Origin of the sequence: Streptomyces sp. NPDC059002 (assembly GCF_042740435.1) — a bacterium.
Classification (GTDB): Bacteria; Actinomycetota; Actinomycetes; order Streptomycetales; family Streptomycetaceae; genus Streptomyces.
Genome location: NZ_JBHYJI010000046.1, coordinates 1 through 21,970 on the forward strand (window position 1 = coordinate 1; position 21,970 = coordinate 21,970).

A 21,970-nucleotide genomic window follows, 5' to 3' on the forward strand; every position below is an offset into this window, starting at 1 on the left:
GGCCGGCGGGCGCCGCGGGGCCCCCCCCCGGCCGGAGCCGCGCACCGACCCCACGACGTACCGCACGACCGCCCGAGAAGGGTCAACCACCATGCGGCACAACCGACTTGGGCGCCTCGCGCCCCTCGCGGCCGCCACGGGACTGAGCGCCGTTCTGCTGTTCGGCGGCGCGGCACAGGCCGCCGAGCCGCCGCCGTTCCCGCCGCCCGGCGGGATCGAGCTGAACGAGAGGGGGGAGCCCAAGGGCGAGCAGATCGACACCACGTGGGAGATCGTCAAACCGTTCAAGGCGGCCGCCGAGTGGATGGTGCACGGCGCCTTCGACATCGCGTCCGGCGTCTGGAACACCTTCTTCCCCGGCACGGCGGCCGACGCCGCCCCGACCTCCCCCTCCGGCTCCGCGCCGGCCACGCCGAAGGAGCAGCCCTGACATGCGACGTCCCCCGTCCCGCCCGCTGCGCCTCGCCCTCGCGCTGCCCGTCGCCCTGCTCTGCGCCGCGGCCCCCGCCACCGCCGGGACCGGCGCGGACCCCGATCCGCACCAGGCCGCGTCCCCGCACAACTGGGGCACCGTCATCGGCACTTCCGAGCCCGCGCAGGCGACCGCCTGGGCGATGCGGGCCCTCGGCCGGCACGGCACCGCCGACGCCCGCATCGGCGAGACCCACCACCCCACCTATCCCGGCGTGCCCGACGACTACCAGGCCGCGCTGCAGGGCCCCGTCGAACCGGGCGGCGACGTCCCGTGGTTCGACCACATCGAGGGCGTGCGCACCGCCGCCGAACCCGCCGACGGCGACCACCGCACCGTGACCGCGTCCGTCTCCGTCACGGAGATGGAGTTCGGCCTGCCGAAGTACAAGGCACCCGACAAGCCGGGCCCCGGCGCCACCCAGCGCTCCGCGTTCGGCGTGCTCCTGCACGACGTCGAGGCCCGCGCGACCAGCAAACCGGGCGCCCCGCCCGCCCTCTCCTCCTCCGTCGCCACCGGCCATCTCGCCATGGCGGGCAAGCGGATCCACTCCTTCGACGGATCGGCCGCCGCCAACACCGGCGTACGGGTGCCGAAGGACCCGAAGCTGCCGCCGCAGCTGCTCGCCACCGTCAACGAACAGATCGGCACCGACGGCCAGGGCCACCCCAACGTCACCGCGGCGGGCGGCGACATCACCGACAAGCACGCCCTCGGCGGCTATGTGAACGCCCTGCACCTCACGATTCTCGGCCCGGAACCAGTGGACCTGACGATCGGTCACGCCGCCGTGCTGCGCGCCGGTGACGGGCCCCGCTGAGCCGCACCCCGGGCCACGGCACCGCGGGCGAGCGCCCGCCGGTCACCCCCCGGATGGCCGACCCGGCATGCGGCCATAGCTCTGCGTGTCGACGCTGTAACTATCGGTGGCCGGACGCCCGTCGCCCGGCTCCCGCCGACTTCTCCCCGTACCAGACACGTCCCCCGTACCAGCTACGCGAGACACGAAGGAAAGAGAGGCTGGCCATGGCCTCATGGCGTACTTCAAAGCGGTACGCCCTGCTCACCGCAGGGCTCGCCGCGACCGCGGTGACGGCTACCGCATTCCCGGCCCAGGCGGCGCTCGCGCCGGTCGGCGTCGACGACTGGGGCACCGTCGTCGAGACCGACGACTGTCTGCAGGCGGACGCCTGGGTGGCCCGCGTCAAGGGACTCGCGAGCGTCGTCGACACGGCGCTCTTCGAGTCGCACTACCCGACCACGCCCAAGGCGCCGACCGAGCAGGCGGGCGGCAACAAGCTGATCGACCTCGCCCCCGGCGGCGTCGGCATCGGCAAGGCCTCCGCCCTGTACTCGCGGGCCATGGGCCACTCCCACCCGGCGACCACGTCGGGCGACCCCAAGGTCCCGGCGCGCGGCGAGGTGTACGCGGACGCGGGCGGCGCGGCCGTCGACGTCGGCGTCCCCTACATCCAGAACCCGGCGGGCGGCACCCAGCTCTCGCCGCTCGGCGTGCACGTCGAGGGCATCACCGTCTCCGCGTACTCGCAGCCCGGCAAGGCGGTGGAGTTCACCGGCGGCGCGGCCCGCGGCTACATCTCGGTGGCCGGTGCCCGCATCATCGACATCCCGCCGCTGTGGGCCGTGAACTTCGGCGTCCGCATCCCCGACGACTACTCCAAGCCGCCCATCGCCCTGGCCACCACCAACGAGCAGGTGACCACGGACCAGAAGGGCAACGCGACCCTGGGCCCGGACAAGCACTACAAGTTCGACCCGAAGGCGTCGAGCGGCTACGTCAACGGGATCCACGCCTCCGTCCTCGGCACCGAGGTCGCCGACGTGACGGTCGCCCACGCCGCGGTCATCAGGGACCCCGCGCGCACCGACAAGTTCGCGCCGAAGCTCCCCGCGGGCCCGGAGCGGCGGGGCGCGCGCTCGAAGTTCTGCGCGCCCTACGCGCCGCCCGCGAAGGTGCTCGGCCCGATGCGCGACTCCTACGACGCGACGGGCACCGGCTCCTGCTGGTGACCCGCTAGCGCGCTTGCCCCGAGTGGCTCCCGGCGCCGTACGCCCAGGTGGCGTACGGCGCCGCGCCGTGCCGCCCGGGCCCCGCCGACAGGCGTGACGCTGGAGCGCATGTACGTCACCGCGCTCGCCCGCACGGCCGCCATCGGCACCCTCGTCGCGCTCGCCGTCGGCTGCACCACACCGGAGCCCGAGAACATCCCCAAGGTCAGCGGGGAGTTCGGGCAGCGACCCACCGTGACCATCCCCGACCTGCCGCCGCCCGAAGAGGCGCGGATGAAGGTCCTCAAGGAGGGCGACGGGCCCGAGACCCGCAAGGGCCAGGTCGTCGTGACCGACGTCGACATGCGGCTGTGGGAGAAGAACAAGCCGCTGCTCGACACCTACCGCCTCGAACAGCCCACCACCGCCGTGCTCGACGGCGAACACGTCGCCCGCACCTGGGACCAGGCGCTGCTCGGCCGCAAGGCGGGCAGCCGGGTCCTCATGGTCGCCCCCGCCACCCACGGCTTCGGCCCGCACGGCATGGCGCCCGCACAGGTCCCGCCCGGCAACCACATGGTGCTCGTCTTCGACGTCATCGGCGGCTACGCCCCCAAGCAGCAGGTCCCCGAGGGCAGTTCGGGCCCCGCCGACGGCAAGAGCGGCGAGCCCGTGGTCCGCGTCGACCCCGGCAAGGACCCGCAGATCACCTCATGGGGAACCCCGCCCCGCAAGGCCACCGCCCGCACCCTCGTGGCCGGTGACGGCGCCGAGATCGGCGAGGGCGACACCGCCGTCGTGCAGTGGTCGGGACGCGAGTGGGGCAAGAAGAACCCGTTCGGCTCCACCTACCTGCGCAGCGGCCCCAACGGCTTCATCGTCAAGAAGGGCGCCGTGCCCCCCGGTTGGTACGAGGCCCTGAAGGGCCGCAAGGTCGGTACCAGACTCCTCCTCACGGTCCCGAAGACCCAGGACCCCTCCTTCACGATGACGAAGGGCGGCGTGGGAGTCCCCAAGGGCAAGGACGTGGCGTACGTGATCGACATCCTGGACAGCAGGGGCCGCTAGGCGCCCCTAAGGGGCGCGGGGAACTGCGCGACAAGCCACGAAGCACCCGCAGGCAAGGAGACAGCGCGAGGGCCCCGGGAGCACCGCTCCCAGGGCCCTCACCTGCTCAAGCGCTCAAGCGCTCAAGCGCCTAGCACCGCGTACGGATCCACCCACCACAACTGACGTCCTGGTTGGCGTCCGTCTTGACCACGAACGTGTCCGTGGTCGTGGACCCATTGGACCCATTCCCGTCGGAGGTCACCCCCGTGGTCCCCTCCAGCTGGCCCGACACGCCCTTGTCGACGTCCGTGACCACCTTGATCGGCGGGTACGAGTCACCGGGCTTCAGCACGTCCGCGCCGGTGCCCGGCCGCGTGCAGGTGACCTTCTGGCCGTTGACCGAGCACTTCCAGCCGTCGCCCGAAGCGGTCTTCGGGGTGACGCCCTTGGGGAAGGTGCGCTCGACGGTGACCTCACCACGCGTCGGACCGGCCGACTTGTCGTTGCTGGTCGTGATCGTGAACGTGGCCGGCTTGCCCTGGACCACGTCGCCCTGCGGCTTGGTGACCGTGCTCAGGTTCGGGTCCTTGACCGGGGCGGGCGTGACCGTCGTCGTGTCCGTGACGGGGCCGGGGTTCTTGCCGCCCGGCGTGCTCACCTCGGTCGTGCCGTCGAGGTCGCCCTTGGCACCCTCGTCGACCTTCGTGCCGATGTGGATGGTCGGGTAGCTGCGGCCGGGGTTGAGCACGTCGGTGCCGGTGCCCGGGCGCTTGCAGGTGACCGTCTGCCCGTCGATCTTGCAGTCCCAGCCGTCGCCGTTCGCGCTGACCGGGGTGATGCCCTTGGGGAAGGTACGGACGACCTTGACCTCGCCGTTGGTCGGCCCTGCGTCGGGCTTGTCCGCGACGTCGATCGTGTACCCGGCGTTCTGCCCGCCCACGACGGGACCCGTCGGCTTGGTGACGACGGTCAGGTCCGGGCCCTTGGCCGGGGTGACCGTGAACTTGCTGGTCTCCGGATCCTTCTTGGGGCCGCCCGGCGTGGTGGTCTCGGTGGTGATGGTCTTGTCGCCCTTGGCGCCGTCGTCGACCTTGGTCTTCACCGTGACCGGCGGGTACTTCTCGCCCGGCTTCAGCGCGTCGGGGCCGGAGCCCGGACGCTTGCAGGTGACCGTCTGACCCTCGACCGTGCAGTCCCAGCCGTCGCCGGACGCGGAGACCGGGGTGACGCCGTCGGGGAACGTCTGCTTGGTGACGACCTCGCCGGTGGTCGGGCCCGCCAGCTTGTCGTTGCCGGTGACCATCTCGAACTCGGCCGGTTCGCCCGCGTTGACCGGGCCCTTCGGGGTGACCGTCGTCGACAGGTTCGGGTCGAGGGACTCGACCTTTCCGTTCCACAGCTCGTGGATCTCGGTGCTGTAGCCGGTGGATCCGGCGAAGCCGATGCGGAAGGTCTCGGGGACCTTCGGCTGGCCCTTGATCTCGTCGAGGTCGACCGGCTCGATGACGTCCTTGTAGCCGCGGCCGTCGTGGAAGTCGATGGAGACGGCGAGCACGCCCGCGGTGGACAGCTCGACCTTGGCCGTGCGGACCGCGGCGCTGCGCGTCTTGGCCTCGTTCACGGCGAGCTTCCGGTTCGACTGGTACGTCGCGACCATCGGGTTGTCGACGCTGGTCGCGCCGCGCACGGTGATCGAGTTGGGCTTGCGCTCCTTGGCGCCGCCCGCTCCGTACCCCTGCTTGGTGAAGTTGCCGAAGACGTCGAGGCCGACACCGAGGTAGCCGCCCTGGATGCCGACGTAGCCGAGACCGCCGCCGTACTTGCCCGCGGCCTTCGGCAGCGGCGCCGCACCGTCGAGCAGCATCAGGGAGATGCCGTCGGCGGCGTTGCCCGTCGAGGGGTCGTACGCCGCGAAGTCGATGGTGAACTTCAGGCCGCCCTTCGAGGGCAGCGGCGTCTTGGCGACGGCGAAGCCGCTCTGGTCCTTCTTGTTCGAGGTCAGCCGCAGCGCGCCCTGCCCTGCCGCGTCACCGGTCGCGTCGGGGCATGCCTTGAGCGGGCCCTTCGCACCGGTGGCCGCGGTCAGACAGGCGTATCCCGTCGGGTCGTCCGCGGTGGCGGTGGAGCTGTGCCACTTGTTCGGGTCGACCGAAGCTCCGGTGAACGACTCACTGGCGATCTCGCCCGCAACGGCCGGCTGCGGCGCGACGAGGGACAGGCCCATGGCCACCGTGGTGGCCAGGCCGAGCGATGCCGTCAGCCGGGGCTTCAGCCGCCCCCGCCGCCGTCCGCGACTGTGTCCGATGTCTGTCATTGGGTGCCTCCTAGGGCGCACCACGCCCTGACCACAGGTCTCTGATTGATTACGTCACGTAGGCGCCTGAATGCGCACAGTGACCATCTTTTCGATCATCAGAACACCGGGGTCGGCTTGCCGCGATTGGCGAAGCCCAAGCGGGTGAGAGGCGTTGCGGCGCCGGGCCGCCCCCGTCAGCGGCGGGGCGCGGCCAGGCCCAGGAGGCGGTCCTTCAGGGCCGGGAACTGTTCCCTGGTGGCGGCCACCTTCGCCGGGTCGAGGTCCACGGTGAGCACCTCGTCGCCGTCGCCCGCCTCGGCGAGGACCTCGCCCCACGGGTCGACGACCATGCTGTGCCCGGCCTGCGGGACCCCCGCGTGCGTGCCGCCGGTGCCGCAGGCCAGCACGTACACCTGGTCCTCGACCGCCCGCGCCTTGGCGAAGAGCCGCCAGTGCTCGCGCCGCCGCGCGGGCCAGCCGGCGGGCACCACGAACATCTCGGCGCCCGCGTCGACGAGTCCGCGGAACAGCTCGGGGAAGCGCAGGTCGTAACAGGTCGCGAGGCCGAGCGTGGCGTCCGGCGTGCGCACCGTCGCCAGTTCGGAGCCCGCCGCCATCATGACGGCCTCGCCCTTGTCGAAGCCGAAGCGGTGGATCTTCCGGTAGGCGGCGGCGAGTTGGCCCTCGGGGGAGAAGACGAGCGAGGTGTTGTAGAGCGGTCCTTCCGGGTCCCGTTCGGGGATGGATCCGGCGTGCAGCCATACGCCCGCGTCGCTCGCGGCCTTCGCCATGGCTTCGTACGTCGGGCCTTCGAGCGGTTCCGCCTCGTTCGCGAACGCTTCGTACGCGAAGGCGCCCGTCGTCCACAGTTCGGGGAGCACGATGAGGCCGGAACTCTCTTGCTCCGCGACCTCGCGGACCAGCGAAGAGACGCGTGTCCGACGGGAATTGACCGATTCGCCCTCGTCTACGGCGATCTGGATGAGAGAGGCGCGCACACTACCACCGTCCTGGCATTCGAGCCGTCCACACGGCCTACGATCGTCACACGAAAGCACTGCCGGGGTGCCTGCGGGCAGCGTAACTTAACGTCTCAGACACCCACCGCCCGCGTACGACCGCCGAGGGGTCCCGTGAGTCTCCATCCCAGCCTGCAAACCTACGCCGATGCCTGGACCCACTCAGTGGAAGCGATATCCGAGCTGGTGTCACCACTCGCCGAGGGAGAGTGGAGTTGGGCCACCCCCTGCCCCGGCTGGTCGGTGCGGGACATCGTCTCCCATGTCATAGGCCTCGACTGCGAGATGCTGGGCGACCCGCGCCCGATCCACACCCTGCCCCGCGACCTGTACCACGTACAGACCGAGGGCCAGCGGTACATGGAGATGCAGGTCGACGTCCGCCGCCATCACACGGCGCCCGAGATGACCTCCGAGCTGGAGTACACGATCATCCGCCGCTCGCGGCAGCTGCGGAACGAGTCGCGCGACCCCTCGACGAAGATCCGCGGCCCCCTCGGCACCGAGCAGACCCTCGAACTGGCCACCCGCATGCGGGCGTTCGACGTCTGGGTGCATGAGCAGGACCTGCGTACGACCCTGCGCAAGCCCGGCAACCTCGACTCCCCCGGCGCCTTCGTGGCCCGCGACCTCCTGCTGCACGGGCTGCCCAAGGTCGTCGCCAAGAAGGCGGGCGCGCCCGCGAATTCGGCGGTCGTCTTCGACGTGAGCGGCCCCGTCGAGTTCCTGCGCACGGTCCGCGTGGACGCCGAGGGCCAGGCCACCGTCGACAACGCGCCCTCGCTCGGCCCGCTCGCCACCCTCGGCCTCGACTGGGAGACCTACTTCAAGCTGGCCTGCGGCCGCGTGACCTACGCGTCCGTCACCGACCGCATCAAGATCGAGGGCGACCACGACCTGGGCGAGGCGATACTGCGCAACTTCGCGGTGACGCCATAGCTCAGGACCCCGGGCCGGTTCAGGCAGGCACGTGCACGGCCTCCACGCGGCTGGCGACGAGCTGCTCCCGTTCCCTGCGCGCCACCCGCGACTTGAGCCGCAGGATCTGGCAGAGCCCCACCGCCTCCAGGACGAACACCGCGGAGAACGCCACGCGATAGTTCTCGCCGGTCGCGTCGAGCAGCACGCCGATCGCGAGCAGCGTGGTCATGGAGGCGACGAAGCCGCCCATGTTGGTGATGCCGGACGCCGTGCCCTGGCGCTCCGGCGGATTGGCGGGCCGCGCGAAGTCGAACCCGATCATGGAGGCGGGACCGCAGGCACCGAGCACCGTGCACAGGACGATGAGCAGCCACATCGGCGCGTGCTCCGCGGGATAGCCGAGCGTGGCCGCCCAGGCCGCCGCCGTCGCCCCGATGGTGCCGAGCGCCAGCGGGAGGCGCGCGGCGTGGTGGCGCGCGACGATCTGGCCGTAGAGGAGCCCGACGGCCATGTTGGAGAGCACGACGAGGGTGAGCAGTTCCCCGGCCGTCGCGCGGGAGAGCCCCTGCGCCTCGACGAGGAACGGCAGGCCCCACAGGAGCAGGAACACCATCGCGGGGAACTGCGTGGTGAAGTGCACCCACAGGCCGAGCCGGGTGCCGGGCTCCCGCCAGGACAGGGCGATCTGCTGCCGCACGAAGCCCGATCCGGTGTGCCGCACGGGCTCCGGCTCGTGCCCTTCGGGGTGGTCCTTGAGGAAGAGCGTCATCAGGATCAGTACGACGACGCCGCACAGCGAGCTGCCCGCGAACGCGGCGGTCCAGCCGACGGAGTGCAGGAGGCGGGCGAGCACGAGCGTCGAGACGAGGTTGCCCGCCATGCCCACCAGGCCCGCGAGCTGGGCGACGAGGGGGCCGCGCCGGGCCGGGAACCAGCGGGTGCCGAGCCGCAGGACGCTGATGAACGTCAGCGCGTCGCCGCAGCCGAGCAGGGCGCGGGACGCCAGCGCCATCGCATACGTGGGGGACAGCGCGAAGCCGAGCTGCCCGACCGTGAAGAGGACGACGCCCATGGTCAGCACCTTCTTGGTGCCGAGCCGGTCGACCATCAGGCCGACGGGTATCTGCATGCCCGCGTAGACGAGCAGCTGGAGGATCGAGAAGGTCGAGAGGGCGGACGCGTTGACGTGGAAGCGGTCGGCGGCGTCGAGCCCGGCGACCCCGAGGGACGTCCGGAAGATCACGGCGACGAAGTAGACGGCGACGCCGATGCCCCAGACGAGTACGGCCTTCTTGCCTCCAATGGGGTCTCCCCCAGCTCCTTTAGAGCTTGGGGAAGGATCGCCCGGCAGCGGCACGGGCGCGGCGGAGGAGCTCATCGGACCTCGCCCCGCGCGAGGTTCTGGAACCAGCCGACGTGCCGGGTGACCACGGCGACCGCCGCCTCCGCGTCGCCGGACTTCAGCGCGGTGAGGATCTCCTCGTGCTCGGCGAGCGTCTTGGCGATCCGGTCGGGGTGCGAGTGCAGCACGGCGACGCCCATCCGCAGCTGCCGGTCCCGCAGCTGGTCGTAGAGGCGCGAGAGGATCTCGTTCCCGCCGCCGCGGACGATCTCGGCGTGGAAGCGCCGGTCCGTGCCCGCCGCGGCCGCGAAGTCCCCCGCGGCGGCCTGCACCCGCTGCTGGTCGAGGAGTTCCTCCAGCCGTTCGAGCAGTCCGGCGGGCGCGGGCACCACCTTGCGCACAGAGTGCGTCTCGACGAGCAGCCGGGTCTCGACGACGTCCGCGATCTCCTGCGCGGAGACCGGCAGGACGAGGGCGCCCTTCTTCGGGTAGAGCCGGAGCAGCCCCTCCACCTCCAGCTTGAGCAGCGCCTCGCGCACGGGAGTGCGGGAGACCCCCACGGCCTCGGCGAGCTCGCCTTCCGTGAGCAGCGTGCCGCCCTCGTAACGGCGTTCAAGGACGGCTTTCTTGACGTGCGCGTAGACGCGCTCGGCGGCGGGCGGGCGCTTGGCTGCGGCGATCGCGGTGGCCGTGGCGGTGGCTGGCATGCGCACAGCATAGATACAACACGCATACACCGGAATCCCGGTCCACATTGCGGGCACTCCGGCACATCCATTCACCCCTCTCGCTCGTCTTATGGGTGAGCGGCACCTTCATGTGGCCGCATTCCAGGGGCATTTGGAGCATAGAACTTGAAAACCGGCATTAAGGACGTACGTCGCGTATCGGCCGTAGTCGTCACTGCGAGCGCGATACTGGCCGGCGGCGTCCTCACGACCCCGGCCCACGCGGCCGCACCGCCGAAGCCGTCGATCACCGCCAAGGGCGGGTTCGTGATGAACAACGGCACGGGCAAGACCCTGTACACCAAGGCCGCCGACACCCGCCGTTCCACCGGCTCCACGACGAAGATAATGACGGCGCGCGTGGTGCTCGGCCAGCGGAACCTCAACCTGGATTCCAAGGTCACGGTCCAGAAGGCCTACAGCGACTACATCGTCAGGAACACGGCGTCCTCGGCCCGCCTGATCGTCGGCGACAAGGTCACCGTCCGCCAGCTCCTCTACGGCCTGATGCTGCCGTCCGGCTGCGATGCCGCGTACGCGCTCGCGGACAAGTTCGGCAAGGGTTCCACCCGCGCGGCCCGCGTGAAGAACTTCATCGGCCAGATGAACACGACGGCCAAGAACCTGAACCTGAAGAACACCCACTTCGACTCGTTCGACGGCATCGGCAACGGCAAGAACTACTCGACGCCGCGCGACCTGACGAAGCTCGCGAGCAACTCGATGAAGTACTCCACGTTCCGTACGGTCGTGAAGACGAAGTCGACGAAGCAGAAGGTCACGACGAAGACCGGCGGCTACCGCTACATGTCGTGGACCAACACGAACGGCCTGCTCGGCTCCTACCGCGGCGCCATCGGCGTGAAGACCGGCTCGGGCCCCGAGGCGAAGTACTGCCTCGTCTTCGCGGCGACGCGCGGCGGCAAGACCGTCATCGGCACGGTCCTCACCTCCTCCTCCGCGGCCAACCGCACCACGGACGCGAAGAAGCTCATGGACTACGGCTTCAAGGTCTGAAGTCCGCACGCACACGAAGGGGGCCTGCCGCGGATCGCGGCAGGCCCCCTTCGTTACCTGCTAGGCCCAGGTGAGGAGCCTCTTCGGGCGCTCCAGGACGGCCGCCACATCGGCCAGCACCTTCGAGCCCAACTCCCCGTCGACCAGGCGGTGGTCGAAGGAGAGCGCGAGGGTGGTGACGTGGCGGGGCTTGACCTTGCCCTTGTGGACCCACGGCTGGAGCTTGATCGCACCGACCGCGAGGATCGCGGACTCGCCGGGGTTCAGGATCGGCGTGCCGGTGTCGATGCCGAAGACACCGACGTTCGTGATCGTGATCGTGCCGCCCTGCATGGCCGCGGGCGAGGTCTTGCCCGAGCGGGCGGTGGTCACCAACTCGCCGAGCGCCTCGGCGAGTTCGGGCAGCGTCTTGGCGTGCGCGTCCTTGATCTTCGGCACGATCAGACCGCGCGGAGTGGCCGCGGCGATGCCCAGGTTCACATAGTGCTTCTGGACGATCTCCTGGTTCTCCTCGTCCCAGGCCGCGTTGATGTCCGGGTTCCGCTTGATCGCCACGAGCAGGGCCTTGGAGATGAGCAGCAGCGGATTGACCCGCAGCCCCTCGAACGCCCGGTCCTGCTTCAACTCCTCGACCAGCTTCATCGTCCGCGTCACATCGATCGTCACGAACTCCGTGACATGCGGCGCCGTGAACGCGGAAGCCACCATCGCCTGCGCGGTGGCCTTGCGCACGCCCTTGACCGGGATACGGGTCTCACGGGCATCCGTACTCACCACGGCGGCGGGCGCGGGCGCCTCGGTCACCTGCGGCGCGGGCGCGGCAGCCGGAGCCGGAGCCACCGCCGCGTGCACGTCCTCCCGCGTAATGATCCCGTCCGGCCCGGACGGCGTGACCGTCGCGAGGTCGACGCCAAGATCCTTGGCCAGCTTGCGAACCGGCGGCTTGGCAAGCGGCCGCTCACCGTGACCGTTCAGGCTCTCCCGTTGTGGGCCATCGTTCCGCCTGGGGGTCCCCCCACGCCCTTCAGGCAGTGGGGGATGGATAAGGGGGGGCACAACCGCCGGTTCCGGCGACGAGACGGGAGCATCAGGAGACTCAGCCTTCCGAGCCCGACGCTTCGTCGAGGACTCAGCAACCCCGTACCCGACGAGCACAGGCTGCCGCCCCTCCGGAGCCGCAGGCTCAGCCTCCGCCTCCGCAGGAGCAGCCGGAGCCGGGGCCGGAGCCGACCCGCCCCCGGACACGTCGACAGTAATAATCACCTGCCCGACGTCAACCGTCGTCCCCTCCGGGAACCGGAGCTCACGCACAACACCATTGAACGGAATGGGCAGTTCGACAGCGGCCTTGGCCGTCTCGACCTCGCACACGACCTGCCCGTCGGTGACGGTGTCACCCACGGCGACGTACCACTTGAGGATCTCCGCCTCGGTGAGTCCCTCACCGACATCCGGCATCTTGAACTCGGCCGCAGCTGTGTCAGTCATCGTCGTCACGACCCTCTCCTCAGTACGCCAGGGCGCGGTCGACGGAGTCGAGCACCCGGTCGAGGCCCGGCAGGTACTCCTCTTCGAGGCGCGCCGGCGGATACGGCGCGTGATACCCGCCGACCCGCAGGACCGGGGCCTCCAGGTGGTAGAAGCACCGCTCGGTGATGCGCGCCGCGATCTCCGCGCCGGTGCCCAGGAAGACCGGGGCCTCGTGCACGACGACGAGGCGGCGGGTCTTCTCCACCGAGGCCTGCACCGTGTCGAAGTCGATCGGGGACATCGAGCGCAGGTCCACGACCTCCAGGGACTTGCCCTCTTCCTCGGCGGCCGCGGCGGCCTCCAGGCAGACCTTCACCATCGGGCCGTACGCGGCGAGGGTGAGGTCCGAACCGGCGCGCGCCACACGGGCCTTGTGCAGGGGGCCGGGGATGGCCTCCTTGTCGACCTCGCCCTTGTCCCAGTAACGCCGCTTCGGCTCGAAGAAGATCACCGGGTCGTCGCTCTGGATGGCCTGCTGCATCATCCAGTAGGCGTCCGCAGAGTTGGACGGCGAGACCACCTTCAGGCCCGCGACATGCGCGAACAGCGCCTCGGGCGACTCGCTGTGGTGCTCGACCGCGCCGATGCCACCGCCGTACGGAATGCGGATGACGACCGGCATCTTGATCTTGCCGAGCGCGCGGGCGTGCATCTTCGCGAGCTGCGTGACGATCTGGTCGTACGCAGGGAAGACGAAGCCGTCGAACTGGATCTCCACGACCGGTCGGTAGCCGCGCAGCGCGAGGCCGATCGCGGTGCCGACGATGCCGGACTCGGCGAGCGGGGTGTCGATGACCCGCTCCTCGCCGAAGTCCTTCTGCAGCCCGTCCGTCACACGGAAGACGCCGCCGAGCTTGCCGACGTCCTCACCCATGATCAGGACCTTGGGGTCGGTCTCCAGTGCCGTACGCAGCGATTCATTGATCGCCTTGGCGAGGGGCAGTTTCTGTACGGACATGGCTACTTGACCTCTCCGTCCGCGAACGACGCCTGGTAGGCGGCGAACTGGGCGCGCTCCTCGTCCACGAGGGCGTGCCCGTCGGCGTACACGTTCTCGAAGATCGCCATCCGATCCGGATCCGGCATCGCCCGCACCACCTCTCGCACTCGCTTGCCCAACGCTTCGCTCTCGTCCTCGAGTTCCGCGAAAAATCCCTCATCCGCGTGACCTTCGGACTCCAGGTACGTACGCAGCCGCAGGATCGGGTCCTTGGCCTCCCACGCCTCCCGCTCCTCGTCCCTGCGGTACTTGGTCGGGTCGTCGGAGGTGGTGTGCGCGCCCATGCGGTACGTGAACGCCTCGATCAGCGCCGGGCCCTCGCCCGAGCGCGCCCGCTCCAGGGCCCACCGCGTGACGGCGAGCACGGCGAGCACGTCATTGCCGTCGACCCGCACGCCGGGGAAGCCGTAACCCTGCGCACGCTGGTAGAGCGGCACCCGGGTCTGCCGCTCGGTCGGCTCGGAGATCGCCCACTGGTTGTTCTGGCAGAAGAACACGACGGGCGCGTTGTAGACCGCGGAGAAGGTGAACGATTCGGCGACGTCGCCCTGGCTGGAGGCACCGTCACCGAAGTACGCGATCACGGCGGAGTCCGCGCCGTCCTTGGCCACGCCCATCGCGTAACCGGTGGCGTGCAGCGTCTGCGAGCCGATGACGATCGTGTACAGGTGGAAGTTGTTGCTGTTCGGGTCCCAGCCGCCGTTGTTCACGCCGCGGAACATGCCGAGCAGGTTCGTCGGGTCGACCCCACGACACCAGGCGACACCGTGCTCACGGTAGGTGGGGAACACGTAGTCGTCGTCGCGGGTGGCCCGGCCCGAACCGATCTGGGCGGCCTCCTGGCCGAGCAGCGACGCCCACAGGCCCAGCTCGCCCTGGCGCTGCAGCGAGGTGGCCTCGGAGTCGAAGCGGCGGGTGAGGACCATGTCGCGGTAGAGCCCGCGCAGTTCCTCTGCGGTGATCGAGGCGACGTACCCGTCGTACGCGGCGTTCTTGACCCGCTTGCCCTCGGGGGTCAGCAGCTGTACGAGTTCGGGTTCCGTGCTCTTCTGCGGGGCGGCCTTCTTGGCGCTTGCGCGCTTGCCGCCGCTGGTACTGCTGCGGCGCGGTGTGCGCGCGGCGGTGCTCTCCACGGTCACGTGTGCTCCTCCGTCGGTCCGGCCCCCGGGGTTACCGGGTAAGCCAGTGCGGCTCGCCTGGTCCGTGCCCGCGCACGGGGTGGGTGCGACTCGGCCGGGAACAGGCGTGACAGGTGCCCCGGCGAGCGCCCTGCCCAATGCACGTTACCCAGTGCTTCCCATTTCTGTGAAACCCCATCTGACCTGCGAATTTGCTTGGATTTCCAAGTACCTGATTGCTTGGATTACCGAGTAAATCCAGAATGGGGCGAACACTTCCTGGTCAAAGCACTGATCACAGCCTGGCAGGGGGCCGGAACACCGGCACGTTATCCCGGCCACCCCGCGCACGGGAAGGGTTCCGCCCGGGCACGGAAAGAGATCGTGTGTGAGACTGGCTCCGTGCGCGAAGACGGAAAAATTACGGTATTTCTCCTCGACGACCATGAAGTGGTCCGCCGTGGAGTCCATGAGCTGCTGTCCGTGGAGTCCGACATCGAGGTCGTCGGCGAGGCGGGCACGGCGGCAGACGCCCTGGTCAGGATCCCTGCGACCCGGCCCGACGTGGCCGTGCTCGACGTGCGCCTGCCGGACGGCAGCGGTGTCGAGGTGTGCCGCGAGATCCGTTCGCAGAACGAGGACATCAAGTGCCTGATGCTCACCTCGTTCGCCGACGACGAGGCCCTCTTCGACGCGATCATGGCCGGTGCATCGGGCTATGTCCTCAAGGCCATCCGCGGCAATGAACTCCTCACCGCCGTACGGGACGTGGCCGCCGGCAAGTCCCTGCTCGACCCCGTGGCCACCGCCCGGGTCCTTGAGCGGCTGCGCGACGGCAACAACGCCAAGGGCGACGACCGCCTCGCCAACCTCACCGACCAGGAGCGGAAGATCCTCGACCTGATCGGCGAGGGCCTGACCAACCGCGTGATCGGCGAGCGCCTCCACCTGGCCGAGAAGACGATCAAGAACTACGTCTCCAGCCTGCTGTCCAAGCTGGGCATGGAGCGGCGTTCGCAGGCCGCCGCGTATGTGGCGCGCATGCAGGCGGAGAAGCACTGACGGCGGCGCCGCACCGCGGTACGACGGGGTCGAAGGACTTACGTCCCCGTCTTCTCGGGGCAGGGTCCTCTTTTCCGACACCCTGTCCATGAACCAAGGTGGTCTCATGCCCACCGACGAACAGCTCGCCTTCGAACTGCTCCGCCGCAGCGACTACGGACGGGTGGCGACCAGCATGCGCGCGCTGCCGTTCCTCGCCGCGGCCCGGCACATCGTCGTCGACGGGAAGATCCTGCTCCGCATGCACAAGGGGTACGGCTACCACCAGGCCTGCATCGGCAGTGTCGTGGCGTACGGCGCGGACAACCTCAACGCGGCGACCGCGCGCGACGGCGGCCAGTGGACCGTCCAGCTCGTGGGCGTCTGCGAGGCCGTCGAGCCGACCAATGCCGAGCTCGAACTCTTCGGCCCCAGCCCGCACTTCGCGGACGGCGAGCTCTTCGACCCGGTGTACCTGCGCATAGAGCCGCAGTTCGCCACGGTCCACACGCTGCGCGCGGGCCACGACCGGCTGCTTCAGTACACCCTCTGACCCGCGCCGCGGCGCGGGTCGGCGCGGCCGGGCTCAGGCCCCGTCGCCGCCGCCTCCGGCGCCCGGGTCCTCGCCGCCGTCCGTCGGCTCGGTCGGGTCCGTCGGATCCTCGGTGGGGTCCTCGGTCGGGTCCGTCGTCGGGTCCGTCGTCGTCGGGTCACCGGTCGGCGTCGTCGGGTCCTGGGTCGGCTCGGTGGGGCCCGTGGTCGGGTTGGTGGGCCTGGTCGGCTGCTGGGTCGGCGGGTCGTAGTCCGTCTGCCCGCCGGATCCCGCGCCGGGGTCCGTCGTCTCGCCCTCGGTTTCCTCGTCCGCGCTCTCGCTGGGCTCCTTCTCCTGCGACTGCTTCGTCGAAGGAGTGACCGGCGGATCCTTCTTGTCCTTCTTGTCGGCCGCGGTCAGCGCGAACGTCACGCCCACCGCGATCGCGATGATCGCGAGCACCGCGAAGATCCACATCTTGCCGCGGCCGCCCTTGCCGCTGCGGTGACCGCCCTCGAAGCCGCCGTCGTCGCCGCCCCGCGAGGGCAGCATCGGGCTCGGGATCTGCGCGGTCCCCGAGTCGGGGTGCGCGAGCGCGGCCGTGCCCGCGACGCCCATGGCCGGGGTGTTGCCGCCCTCGTGCATCGCGACGGGGCCGGTGTTCCAGGTGCCGGTGTGGCTGCCCTGCTCGTGCAGCATCTGCAGCCCGTACTGGACGAGTCCGCGCATCTCCTCGGCCGTCTGGAACCGGTCGTCCGGGTCCTTGGCGAGGGAGCGCATGACGAGCCCGTCCAGCTCCGGCGGCGCCGCGTCGGAGACCTCGGACGGCGGCACGGCCTGGTCCTGGACGTGCTGGTAGACCACGGAGAGCGGCGTCTCGCCGGTGAACGGCGGCCGCAGCGCGAGCAGTTCGTAGAGGAGACAGCCCGTCGCGTACAGGTCGGAGCGGTGGTCGACGGCCTTGCCGAGCGCCTGCTCGGGCGACAGGTACTGGGGCGTGCCCATGACCATGCCGGTCTGCGTCATCGTCGACTGCGCGCCGTGCAGGGCGCGCGCGATGCCGAAGTCCATCACCTTCACCGCACCGGTGTTGGTGATGATCACGTTCGCGGGCTTGATGTCACGGTGCACGATGCCGTGCTGGTGGGAGTAGGCGAGCGCTTCGAGCACCCCGGAGACGATGATCAGCGCCTGCTCGGGGCCCGGCGCCTCCGCGTTGATCAGCAGATCGCGGATCGTCCGGCCCTCGACGATCTCCATGACGATGTACGGGACGACATTCGGCCCGACGACGTCTTCACCGGAGTCGTACACGGCGACCACGGCGTGATGGTTGAGCCCCGCGACGGACTGTGCCTCACGCGTGAAGCGGGCCTTGGAGACCGGGTCCTCGGCGAGGTCGGAGCGGAGCAGCTTGACGGCGACCGTACGACCGAGACGTACGTCTTCGGCCGCGAACACCTCGGCCATGCCGCCCCTGCCGAGTCTGCGGGTCAGCCGGTAACGGCCGTCTCCGACAAGCCCGCCATTGCCCCACATCTCAGGCGCGTCTGACATACCGCCGCCAGTCGCCTCGGGGTCGGACGGGCCCTGAGCGCGCTGCGTCTGTGCCATCAGTCCTCGCCGTCGTTTCTGGTCGTGGTACTTGGTGCTGGAGTACGTCGCGGTACGGGGTACTCCGTCGGGCCACGCTACAGCCTTCAAGCCACCCCCCGATTCGAGGTGGACCGGACATCAAAGCCTTTGCCGGTGCCCATGCGCAAACTTGTAACGCTTCCGAGACGCTTCTTGCGCGTACGGTCACGGAACGGGCACCGAGCTTGACGCGTCATCGTCCTGGGGCAGACTTGGCCTGGAATAGCGGTTATCGATCACCAGCCGCGGAGCCGTCCGGCAGCCGCGCCGATGGGGGACGCACAAGATGAGCAGCCAGGACGGCGCACAGGGGCGGTACGCGGGGCGTTCGCTGGCCGGCGGCCGCTACCAACTGCGTGATCTGCTCGGCGAAGGCGGCATGGCCTCCGTGCACCTCGCGTACGACTCCGTGCTCGACCGTCAGGTCGCCATCAAGACACTGCACACCGAACTCGGCCGCGAACAGTCCTTCCGCGAGCGCTTCCGCCGCGAGGCCCAGTCGGTGGCGAAGCTCACTCACACGAACATCGTGTCGGTCTTCGACACCGGCGAGGACGATCTCGACGGCACGACGATGCCGTACATCGTCATGGAGTACGTGGAGGGCAAGCCGCTCGGCTCGGTGCTCGACGCCTCCGTCGCGCAGTACGGCGCGATGCCGACCGACCAGGCCCTCAAGATCACCGCGGACGTCCTCGCGGCCCTCGAGATCAGCCACGAGATGGGCCTGGTCCACCGCGACATCAAGCCCGGCAACGTCATGATGACCAAGCGCAACGTCGTGAAGGTCATGGACTTCGGCATCGCCCGCGCCATGCAGTCCGGGGTCACCTCGATGACCCAGACCGGCATGGTCGTCGGCACCCCGCAGTACCTCTCGCCCGAGCAGGCCCTGGGCCGCGGCGTCGACGCCCGCTCCGACCTCTACTCGGTCGGCATCATGCTCTTCCAGCTGGTCACCGGGCGGCTGCCGTTCGAGGCGGACTCGCCGCTGGCCATCGCGTACGCGCACGTCCAGGAGGAGCCCGTCGCGCCCTCCTCGATCAACCGTTCCCTGCCGCCCGCGGTCGACGCGATCGTCGCCCGCGCGCTCAAGAAGAACCCGAACGAGCGCTTCCCGACCGCCGAGTCCATGCGCGACGAGTGCCTGCGCGTGGCCCAGTCCTTCCAGGCCTCTCTTTCTCAGGCTCCCAGCATCGTCCCCGGCGCCCAGACGGCGAGCGGCGCGGGCGTCGGCTCCGCGGTCTTCCCGCCCGTCGACACCTCGCTCCCGCAGGGCGGCCAGGTCCAGACGCCGTACCAGCCGGGCTCCTACGGCCCGCCGACCCCGGCCCCGACGCCCACCCCGGGCTACGGCTACCCGCAGCAGGGCTACCAGACCCCGCCGCCCACCAACGCGTACGCACCGCAGCAGGCCGCGCAGACCCCGCCGCCGTACAACCTCGCCCCGCAGCCCGCCCCGGCGGCCGCCGCCTCGGGCCCGGGACGCTCCGGCAAGCGGAACATGCCGGTGATCGTCGGCTCGATCGTCGTCGCGCTGCTCGCCATCGGCGGCCTGGTCGTCGCCCTCCAGCTCGGCGGCGACGGCGACAAGGAAGGCTCCGACGACAAGTCGAAGCAGCCGGTCGCCGGGCACAAGGGACCCGACCGCACGAAGACGATGGAAACGACCGAGTGCACGGACCCGGAGACGGGCTACAACGACGAGAACAAGATCAAGGCCCCTGACTTCACGTTCAAGGACTGGAAGTCGGTCCTGTCCTGCCTCCAGGCGGCCGGCTGGAGCTACGACAAGCGGAAGATCGACGAGAACGCCTACGGCGAGGACACCGTGATGCGGCAGACCCCGAAGGAAGGCTCGGAGATCGACCCGAAGAACGTGGAGATCCAGTTCGACGTCTCCTCGGGCGACCCGGCATAAACCGGCATAAGGCCGAGGGGCTCGATACGCGATTCTATTCGCGTATCCAGCCCCTCGGTTTTTGCGTACTGCTCTTTATGCTTACTTCTCTTGCTGCGTACGTCCCGGCTCTTGCCGCGTACGTCCCGGCCTAGAGGTAGGGGCCTCCCGAGCGGCCCGCGATGCCGCCCTGCTCCTCCTCGTCGCCGCCCACACCGGGCGGCAGTGCCCGCCGCATCTGCTCCAGCTGCGCCCGCGCCGCCATCTGCTGCGCGAACAGCGTCGTCTGGATCCCGTGGAAGAGGCCCTCGAGCCAGCCGACCAACTGGGCCTGTGCGATGCGCAGTTCCGCATCGCTCGGCGTCGTGTCGTCCGTGAAGGGCAGGGAGAGCCGCTCCAGCTCCTCGACGAGCTCGGGGGCGAGACCGTCCTCGAGCTCCTTGACCGAGCTGGCGTGAATCTCCTTGAGGCGCACCCGGCTCGCCTCGTCGAGAGGAGCCGCCCGCACCTCCTCCAGCAGCTGCTTGATCATGCTGCCGATCCGCATGACCTTGGCCGGCTGTTCGACCATCTCCGTCACCGGGACCTCGCGGGAGTCGTCGTCTCCGCCGCCACCGAGAGCCATTCCGTCCTGGCCCACGACCAGGACCTGGGGGCTCTCCGGCGACCGTTCGTTCCTCGGCATCTCCATGCCGCCATTCTCTCGCACCCGTACATCACACATCGGTAGTGCCCCCATCCAGGGCTGATCCACCCTCTTCAGCGCCGTCCCGGCGCCTTCTCAACCGCGCCGGAGCCGCAGGCCGAGGAAGCCGATGCCCAGGCCGATGAGGACCAGACCGCCACCGAGCGGCAGCACGCGCAGCCCCGGCAGCGCGGGACCCGCGGGAGCCGGCTCGGCGGCGTCGGTCGCGGCGTCCCGCCGCGCAACGGACTGCGGCTCGGGCTCCGGATCAGGCGCCTGCTTCGCGGGCGGCGGCGTCCCCGGTTCCCGCACCCTGACGGGCGGCGCCGGATCGGGGAGCACGGACTCCGCCCGCCCCGGGCGCTCCCGCCCTTCCCCGGGCCCGCTCCCGGCGCGGGAGGTCTCGTCGACGGTGACGACGGGGCGGTGGGGGGCGGATTCGGCGGCGTACGAGGGGGTGGCGGGAACGACGACGGCGAGAGCCACCAGAAGCGCGGGCCACCACCCGGACCGAGAAACAGTCACCACGCCGCCCCCTCCCGCTGCCGGGCCGCCGAGCCCAAAGGACCACTACACCGGTGACAAGCGTCACATAACGCAACAAATCCGGCATCTTGGTTCGGCGGAACCGGCCGCACCCGGCGGCACCCGCACCGCTCGCCCCGGCGGCACCCGAACCGCTAGCGGGTCAGCAGCACCTTCCCGATGTGCCCGCTGGCCTCAAGCACCCGGTGTCCCTCCGCCGCCTCGCTCATCGGCACCCTCCGGTCCACGACCGGCCGCACATGCCCGGCCCCGATCAACGGCCAGACATGCTCGCGCACCGCCGCGACGATCGACGCCTTCTCGGCGGCCGGGCGGCCGCGCAGCGACGTCGCGGTGATGGCGGCGCGCTTGCCGAGGAGCGCCGCGATGTTCAGCTCGCCCTTGATGCCGCCCTGCATGCCGATGATCGCGAGACGCCCGTTCGTGGCGAGGGCCCGCACGTTCCGATCCAGGTACTTGGCGCCCATGTTGTCGAGGATGACGTCCGCGCCCGCGCCGTCCGTGGCCCGCGCGACCTCCTCGACGAAGTCCTGCTCGCGGTAGTTGATCAGCACGTCCGCACCGAGCTCGGCGCAGAAGTCGAGCTTCTCCTTCGTGCCCGCCGTGACGGCGACCTTGGCGCCGACCGCCTTGGCCAGCTGGATCGCCATGGTGCCGATGCCGCTCGAACCGCCGTGCACGAGCAGCGTCTCGCCCGGCCGCAGGTGGGAAATCAGGAAGACGTTGGACCACACCGTCGAGGTCACCTCGGGCAGCCCGGCCGCCGTGACGAGGTCGACGCCCTCGGGAACGGGCAGCAGCTGTCCCACCGGCACCGCGACCTTCTCGGCGTAGCCGCCGCCGGAGAGCAGCGCGCACACCTCGTCGCCGACCGCCCAGCCTGAGACCCCGTCGCCGAGTGCGACGATCCGGCCCGAGCACTCCAGACCGGGGTACGGGGACGCGCCGGGCGGCGGGCTGTAGGAACCCTGGCGCTGCAGCAGATCGGCGCGGTTCACGGCGCTGGCCGCCACCTCGACCAGTACCTCGCCCTCACCGGGCACGGGATCGGGCACTTCGGCCCATACGAGCGCTTCGGGACCACCGGGTTCAGGAATCGTGATCGCATACATGCGGCCGAGGCTACTC

At 70.2% G+C, this 21,970-nt stretch carries 20 protein-coding genes; 9 read left to right on the forward strand and 11 right to left on the reverse strand.

Annotated elements, in window-relative coordinates; translation table 11 throughout:
* Positions 1-91: 91 nt before the first annotated feature.
* From ACFWZ2_RS31400 to ACFWZ2_RS31415, 4 genes are all read left to right on the forward strand, one after another.
* Positions 92-430, forward strand: a complete 339-nt coding sequence (locus ACFWZ2_RS31400) for a hypothetical protein (protein WP_384551399.1) — start codon at positions 92-94, stop codon at positions 428-430.
* Between the two features lies 1 nt (position 431).
* Entirely contained in the window at positions 432-1,292 is an 861-nt protein-coding gene (locus tag ACFWZ2_RS31405) for a hypothetical protein (protein ID WP_384551401.1), read from the forward strand.
* Between the two features lie 206 nt (positions 1,293-1,498).
* Entirely contained in the window at positions 1,499-2,503 is a 1,005-nt protein-coding gene (locus ACFWZ2_RS31410; protein ID WP_384551402.1) for a hypothetical protein, read from the forward strand.
* Positions 2,504-2,611: 108 nt separating this feature from the next.
* Positions 2,612-3,550, forward strand: a complete 939-nt coding sequence (locus ACFWZ2_RS31415; RefSeq protein WP_384551404.1) for an FKBP-type peptidyl-prolyl cis-trans isomerase — start codon at positions 2,612-2,614, stop codon at positions 3,548-3,550.
* A gap of 130 nt (positions 3,551-3,680) precedes the next feature.
* Here the strand turns inward: ACFWZ2_RS31415 and ACFWZ2_RS31420 are convergent, their stop codons facing one another.
* Complete coding sequence (locus tag ACFWZ2_RS31420; RefSeq protein WP_384551406.1) at positions 3,681-5,846, reverse strand: hypothetical protein; 2,166 nt, start codon at positions 5,844-5,846, stop codon at positions 3,681-3,683.
* A gap of 176 nt (positions 5,847-6,022) precedes the next feature.
* Positions 6,023-6,826 carry a carbon-nitrogen family hydrolase gene (locus ACFWZ2_RS31425; protein WP_384551407.1) on the reverse strand — a complete coding sequence of 268 codons (804 nt, stop codon included), beginning with the start codon at positions 6,824-6,826 and terminating at the stop codon, positions 6,023-6,025.
* Positions 6,827-6,961: 135 nt separating this feature from the next.
* Here ACFWZ2_RS31425 and ACFWZ2_RS31430 point away from each other — a divergent pair, with 135 nt between their 5' ends.
* Entirely contained in the window at positions 6,962-7,786 is an 825-nt protein-coding gene (locus tag ACFWZ2_RS31430) for a maleylpyruvate isomerase family mycothiol-dependent enzyme (RefSeq protein WP_384551409.1), read from the forward strand.
* 19 nt (positions 7,787-7,805) lie between these two features.
* Here ACFWZ2_RS31430 and ACFWZ2_RS31435 read toward each other — a convergent pair whose 3' ends face one another.
* Positions 7,806-9,146 carry a nitrate/nitrite transporter gene (locus tag ACFWZ2_RS31435; RefSeq protein WP_384551410.1) on the reverse strand — a complete coding sequence of 447 codons (1,341 nt, stop codon included), beginning with the start codon at positions 9,144-9,146 and terminating at the stop codon, positions 7,806-7,808.
* Entirely contained in the window at positions 9,143-9,817 is a 675-nt protein-coding gene (locus ACFWZ2_RS31440) for a GntR family transcriptional regulator (protein WP_384551412.1), read from the reverse strand. Before ACFWZ2_RS31440 ends, ACFWZ2_RS31435 begins: the two co-directional genes overlap by 4 nt.
* Positions 9,818-9,964: 147 nt before the next feature.
* Here ACFWZ2_RS31440 and ACFWZ2_RS31445 point away from each other — a divergent pair, with 147 nt between their 5' ends.
* Positions 9,965-10,855 (forward strand): D-alanyl-D-alanine carboxypeptidase family protein, encoded by an 891-nt coding sequence (locus ACFWZ2_RS31445; RefSeq protein WP_384551414.1) that lies wholly within the window; start codon positions 9,965-9,967, stop codon positions 10,853-10,855.
* Positions 10,856-10,915: 60 nt separating this feature from the next.
* On the opposite strand, the gene ACFWZ2_RS31450 is transcribed toward ACFWZ2_RS31445, so the two are convergent.
* From ACFWZ2_RS31450 to pdhA, 3 genes are read right to left on the reverse strand one after another with little or no spacing between them, the layout of a single operon-like run.
* Positions 10,916-12,352 (reverse strand): dihydrolipoamide acetyltransferase family protein, encoded by a 1,437-nt coding sequence (locus tag ACFWZ2_RS31450; RefSeq protein ID WP_384551415.1) that lies wholly within the window; start codon positions 12,350-12,352, stop codon positions 10,916-10,918.
* Positions 12,353-12,362: 10 nt separating this feature from the next.
* Complete coding sequence (locus ACFWZ2_RS31455; protein ID WP_384551416.1) at positions 12,363-13,343, reverse strand: alpha-ketoacid dehydrogenase subunit beta; 981 nt, start codon at positions 13,341-13,343, stop codon at positions 12,363-12,365.
* A gap of 2 nt (positions 13,344-13,345) precedes the next feature.
* A complete protein-coding gene (gene pdhA, locus ACFWZ2_RS31460; RefSeq protein WP_384551418.1) occupies positions 13,346-14,524 on the reverse strand; it encodes a pyruvate dehydrogenase (acetyl-transferring) E1 component subunit alpha in 1,179 nt (392 codons plus the stop codon).
* Positions 14,525-14,905: 381 nt separating this feature from the next.
* On the opposite strand from pdhA, the gene ACFWZ2_RS31465 reads away from it, so the two are divergent.
* Both ACFWZ2_RS31465 and ACFWZ2_RS31470 read left to right on the forward strand, forming a co-directional pair.
* On the forward strand, positions 14,906-15,565 hold the full coding sequence (locus ACFWZ2_RS31465) for a response regulator (protein ID WP_384551420.1): 660 nt from the start codon (positions 14,906-14,908) through the stop codon (positions 15,563-15,565).
* A 106-nt stretch (positions 15,566-15,671) separates the two neighbouring features.
* Complete coding sequence (locus tag ACFWZ2_RS31470) at positions 15,672-16,097, forward strand: pyridoxamine 5'-phosphate oxidase family protein (RefSeq protein ID WP_384551422.1); 426 nt, start codon at positions 15,672-15,674, stop codon at positions 16,095-16,097.
* 33 nt (positions 16,098-16,130) lie between these two features.
* Here ACFWZ2_RS31470 and ACFWZ2_RS31475 read toward each other — a convergent pair whose 3' ends face one another.
* A complete protein-coding gene (locus tag ACFWZ2_RS31475) occupies positions 16,131-17,690 on the reverse strand; it encodes a protein kinase (RefSeq protein ID WP_384551424.1) in 1,560 nt (519 codons plus the stop codon).
* A gap of 307 nt (positions 17,691-17,997) precedes the next feature.
* Between ACFWZ2_RS31475 and ACFWZ2_RS31480 the strand changes: the two genes are divergently transcribed.
* The gene (locus ACFWZ2_RS31480) at positions 17,998-19,632 is read left to right on the forward strand and encodes a protein kinase (protein ID WP_384551425.1); all 1,635 of its coding nucleotides are present in this window, start codon (positions 17,998-18,000) and stop codon (positions 19,630-19,632) included.
* A gap of 130 nt (positions 19,633-19,762) precedes the next feature.
* On the opposite strand, the gene ACFWZ2_RS31485 is transcribed toward ACFWZ2_RS31480, so the two are convergent.
* The 3 genes from ACFWZ2_RS31485 to ACFWZ2_RS31495 all read right to left on the reverse strand — a co-directional run bounded on the left by ACFWZ2_RS31485 (position 19,763) and on the right by ACFWZ2_RS31495 (position 21,954).
* A complete protein-coding gene (locus ACFWZ2_RS31485) occupies positions 19,763-20,302 on the reverse strand; it encodes a bacterial proteasome activator family protein (RefSeq protein ID WP_384551427.1) in 540 nt (179 codons plus the stop codon).
* Between the two features lie 90 nt (positions 20,303-20,392).
* Complete coding sequence (locus ACFWZ2_RS31490) at positions 20,393-20,824, reverse strand: hypothetical protein (RefSeq protein WP_384551429.1); 432 nt, start codon at positions 20,822-20,824, stop codon at positions 20,393-20,395.
* A 152-nt stretch (positions 20,825-20,976) separates the two neighbouring features.
* Positions 20,977-21,954, reverse strand: coding sequence for an NAD(P)H-quinone oxidoreductase (locus tag ACFWZ2_RS31495; RefSeq protein WP_384551431.1), 978 nt, complete (start codon positions 21,952-21,954; stop codon positions 20,977-20,979).
* Between the last annotated feature and the right edge of the window lie 16 nt (positions 21,955-21,970).

Excerpts from the sequence above, each read along its gene's own strand:
- ACFWZ2_RS31415 (WP_384551404.1), top strand. The coding sequence starts at position 2,612 with ATGTACGTCACCGCGCTCGCCCGCACGGCCGCCATCGGCACCCTCGTC.
- ACFWZ2_RS31420 (WP_384551406.1), bottom strand. The coding sequence starts at position 5,846 with ATGACAGACATCGGACACAGTCGCGGACGGCGGCGGGGGCGGCTGAAG.
- ACFWZ2_RS31495 (WP_384551431.1), bottom strand. The coding sequence starts at position 21,954 with ATGTATGCGATCACGATTCCTGAACCCGGTGGTCCCGAAGCGCTCGTA.
- ACFWZ2_RS31410 (WP_384551402.1), top strand. The coding sequence starts at position 1,499 with ATGGCCTCATGGCGTACTTCAAAGCGGTACGCCCTGCTCACCGCAGGG.
- ACFWZ2_RS31435 (WP_384551410.1), bottom strand. The coding sequence starts at position 9,146 with ATGAGCTCCTCCGCCGCGCCCGTGCCGCTGCCGGGCGATCCTTCCCCA.
- ACFWZ2_RS31470 (WP_384551422.1), top strand. The coding sequence starts at position 15,672 with ATGCCCACCGACGAACAGCTCGCCTTCGAACTGCTCCGCCGCAGCGAC.
- ACFWZ2_RS31455 (WP_384551416.1), bottom strand. The coding sequence starts at position 13,343 with ATGTCCGTACAGAAACTGCCCCTCGCCAAGGCGATCAATGAATCGCTG.
- ACFWZ2_RS31405 (WP_384551401.1), top strand. The coding sequence starts at position 432 with ATGCGACGTCCCCCGTCCCGCCCGCTGCGCCTCGCCCTCGCGCTGCCC.
- ACFWZ2_RS31480 (WP_384551425.1), top strand. The coding sequence starts at position 17,998 with ATGAGCAGCCAGGACGGCGCACAGGGGCGGTACGCGGGGCGTTCGCTG.
- ACFWZ2_RS31440 (WP_384551412.1), bottom strand. The coding sequence starts at position 9,817 with ATGCCAGCCACCGCCACGGCCACCGCGATCGCCGCAGCCAAGCGCCCG.
- ACFWZ2_RS31400 (WP_384551399.1), top strand. The coding sequence starts at position 92 with ATGCGGCACAACCGACTTGGGCGCCTCGCGCCCCTCGCGGCCGCCACG.
- ACFWZ2_RS31485 (WP_384551427.1), bottom strand. The coding sequence starts at position 20,302 with ATGGAGATGCCGAGGAACGAACGGTCGCCGGAGAGCCCCCAGGTCCTG.
- ACFWZ2_RS31475 (WP_384551424.1), bottom strand. The coding sequence starts at position 17,690 with ATGGCACAGACGCAGCGCGCTCAGGGCCCGTCCGACCCCGAGGCGACT.